Origin of the sequence: Uniformispora flossi (assembly GCF_049534875.1) — a bacterium.
GTDB classification, from domain to species: Bacteria; Actinomycetota; Actinomycetes; order Streptomycetales; family Streptomycetaceae; genus Yinghuangia; species Yinghuangia aomiensis.
In genome coordinates, this window is sequence record NZ_JBMULZ010000047.1 from 1 (window position 1) to 2,601 (window position 2,601).

At 45.7% G+C, this 2,601-nt stretch carries 4 protein-coding genes; all 4 read right to left on the reverse strand.

Features of this window, described 5'->3' with window-relative positions; genetic code table 11:
• Positions 1–2 precede the first annotated feature (2 nt).
• A complete protein-coding gene (locus ACPA54_RS38935) occupies positions 3–251 on the reverse strand; it encodes a hypothetical protein (RefSeq protein WP_080467411.1) in 249 nt (82 codons plus the stop codon).
• A 59-nt stretch (positions 252–310) separates the two neighbouring features.
• The gene (locus tag ACPA54_RS38940; protein ID WP_376642743.1) at positions 311–1,369 is read right to left on the reverse strand and encodes a hypothetical protein; all 1,059 of its coding nucleotides are present in this window, start codon (positions 1,367–1,369) and stop codon (positions 311–313) included.
• 315 nt (positions 1,370–1,684) lie between these two features.
• Positions 1,685–2,326 (reverse strand): ATP-binding protein, encoded by a 642-nt coding sequence (locus tag ACPA54_RS38945; RefSeq protein ID WP_376642745.1) that lies wholly within the window; start codon positions 2,324–2,326, stop codon positions 1,685–1,687.
• A complete protein-coding gene (locus ACPA54_RS38950) occupies positions 2,304–2,552 on the reverse strand; it encodes a hypothetical protein (protein WP_376642747.1) in 249 nt (82 codons plus the stop codon). The genes ACPA54_RS38945 and ACPA54_RS38950 overlap by 23 nt, the downstream gene beginning before the upstream one ends.
• Positions 2,553–2,601 lie beyond the last annotated feature (49 nt).

The window sequence follows — 2,601 nt, forward strand, 5'->3', positions numbered from 1 at the left end:
CCCTACACCCTTGCCGAGAATAGGAATACGACAAGGAACACAATGCCGAACCCCAGCAAGATTTGTTTTGATGTAATAGGGTCTTGCTTTACGTCATGCTCTTTTGCTGTGTCCTCATCATCGACAAGAGACATTTGATCTTCAGCTTCGGGAACTGTAGACGTTCGGGTACTCATAAACCCCATGTTTGGATATAAGTCTGCGGCATGGTAGAACATTTCACCTAGACCCATTTGTGATGGTGCGTTCATATAAATCCTCCTTCGTAGTAGTCAAATAAGAAAAGGAGGGAAAAGCCCTCCCGCGTGTATTAATGCAAGCGTGAAAGCTTTTCAGCAACGATTTTCACGCGCCCGCCTTTTTGAGTATTGAAGCGAATCCAAAACTCTGTAAGACGTTCGGTGTCAATATAGTCACGAGAGCCGCCGAGGTTTGGCAAGCCTTGGTTAGAGAAGTCAAACACATAAACCCCATCCGGTAAGACATAACCCAAGTCCGAATGATTTCGGGCTGCAAGTGCTGACGGCTTAATGCTGTAAGGGATGTCGGCTTGGTTAAATACCAATTCCAAGTTGCCCGCAAAGTCGCTGTCCTTCAGCGGGTTGCCTGACTCATCCGTAAAGTAAAACATGAGTTTACGGTAGATCGTCCCTGTCTGAAGCTTCACGATATTTTGACCGTTCCCGGTGAACTGTTCGCCTTTTTCGTTTACAAGCTTCAGGACAGAAATATCCGGCATAGCTTGTGGTACAGAAGGGACGGAGAACGTTTCAATTGTCGGCGTGATTTTCAATTGCTTCAGTGTAACGGTGTCTCCAGTAGCCAACTGATACGCGTCTTGCGCGCGTGCTGTATCAATCTGAAGGGAAACGGTTGTCTCCTCGTTTTGTAGCAAGATAAGACCGACCGGGTCACGTTGGTTTAAAGTTAATGGCAGCGCGACTTGGAATTTAATACGCGCGTCTTTACCTGACGTGCTCGCGGCTGTTTCAATGTAAGATAACGCCCGCGGACTTGATGCAGGTAATAGAACGTCTGGATTCAATCGGTTTAAGCTGTATAGGTGAAGGGCTTCGCCTGACACAACAAAAGGACGGAATCCACTGTTTAATTCCAGTGCAATATTTCTGATAATCTGGTATGGTGAAAATGGTTTAGTTGGAATTGCCGCGTTCTGCGATTTGAGAGAGACAGTCGCGTCAAATTCAACTAAAATTTGTGATAGCAGGCGTACTTTCGGTAGGTTGAATGATACCGTTTGTGCGTCCTCTGTCACTGTCTGTGTACCCATCATCTGCCATGTTTGGCGGGTAGCCTGCGAGAATAGTTGAGCCTTTGCCTGTGCTGATAGTTGCTGTTGAGTTGCCATAAATTAAAATTCCTCCTTAGACTTCTGCCGCGATTGTAGATACAACCGGGATATGATATTTTGCTGAAGCTTTCTTAATAATCCACATGAAAACCATCGTGATAAATACAGTAATGAACGTATGAACTAACCATTTAACCTTCATGCTTTTTTCCTCCTTATACTGCGTTTACTAATTGCGTCACACCGTTAACCGGATGCTTCGTGACAATAACCTTTGTTACGACAATGACCATCATTGTGAATAGCGCAATGACAATCATGTTCTTCAGCCCGACACCTGCAAATTTTCGTGTCTCCAAGTCATCACCTCCTTTAAAGCTTCAATTTTGCTAGTACCGGGTTTTGCATACCCACTTTCCAATACCAAAAATTGTGCCCGCCGGGTTGCTCCATAAATTGCGGCATCCCTGTTGCTTTCACAATCTTTTTACGGTCATCCGGGTTTTGCATGGTGAAAATGAAATAGTGTGAACTGTTGGCCATAGCAATGACCGGAATGTCTGTTGGGCGCTGGGTACAAGCCCAAACGACTGCTTCTTTCGAACGCCCGCGCGTGTATAAGGCTTTCAATTCTTTCGGGTAGTTATGGGCGCTTGGCGCGACTTCCATTAATTCGTCTATCCATAGAATCGTATTTTCACGCTTGTACACCCAGCTCATGAGCGCGTTGTAATATTCCGGCTCTAATTCTTCAGCGACCGGGCAATAGATAATTTTCGGCGTCTCGACCTCGGACACGTCTTCCAATCGGTGAACCACAGTAAAGTCCTTACCTTCCTGCAAGCCATGCCACAATTCCTGCCGTTTCTTGCGGCGCTCGTGTACTTCGCCTTTCGTATCAAGCTTTACCACATGGTCTTTCCCAGCGAGATATACCTCAGCGACAACCGATTTACCTGTACCGGTTTGACCACAGATAAAAACGTGTTCGTCATCGCCAATTGTCATTCGCATGTTTTCCACTTCCTTTCGTGCTGTAAGCTTTCACAACACGCTTCACGCCTTTACCTCTTTTCATAGCAGCCATGATGGACGGTTTCGGGATTTTGTCGTAAGGGATTTTCTCCACAACTAAAAATTCCTCGCCCTGTTCGATAATGTCCAAGTGTTCAAACCAATAACGGCTGTATTCATGCATGGGGATGTTGTAATAGAAGTCACCTTGCTTCAGCGTCACCATACCGGACATAGTCGATCATCCCCTCTAAATGGTTGAGGAATTTTAAGAC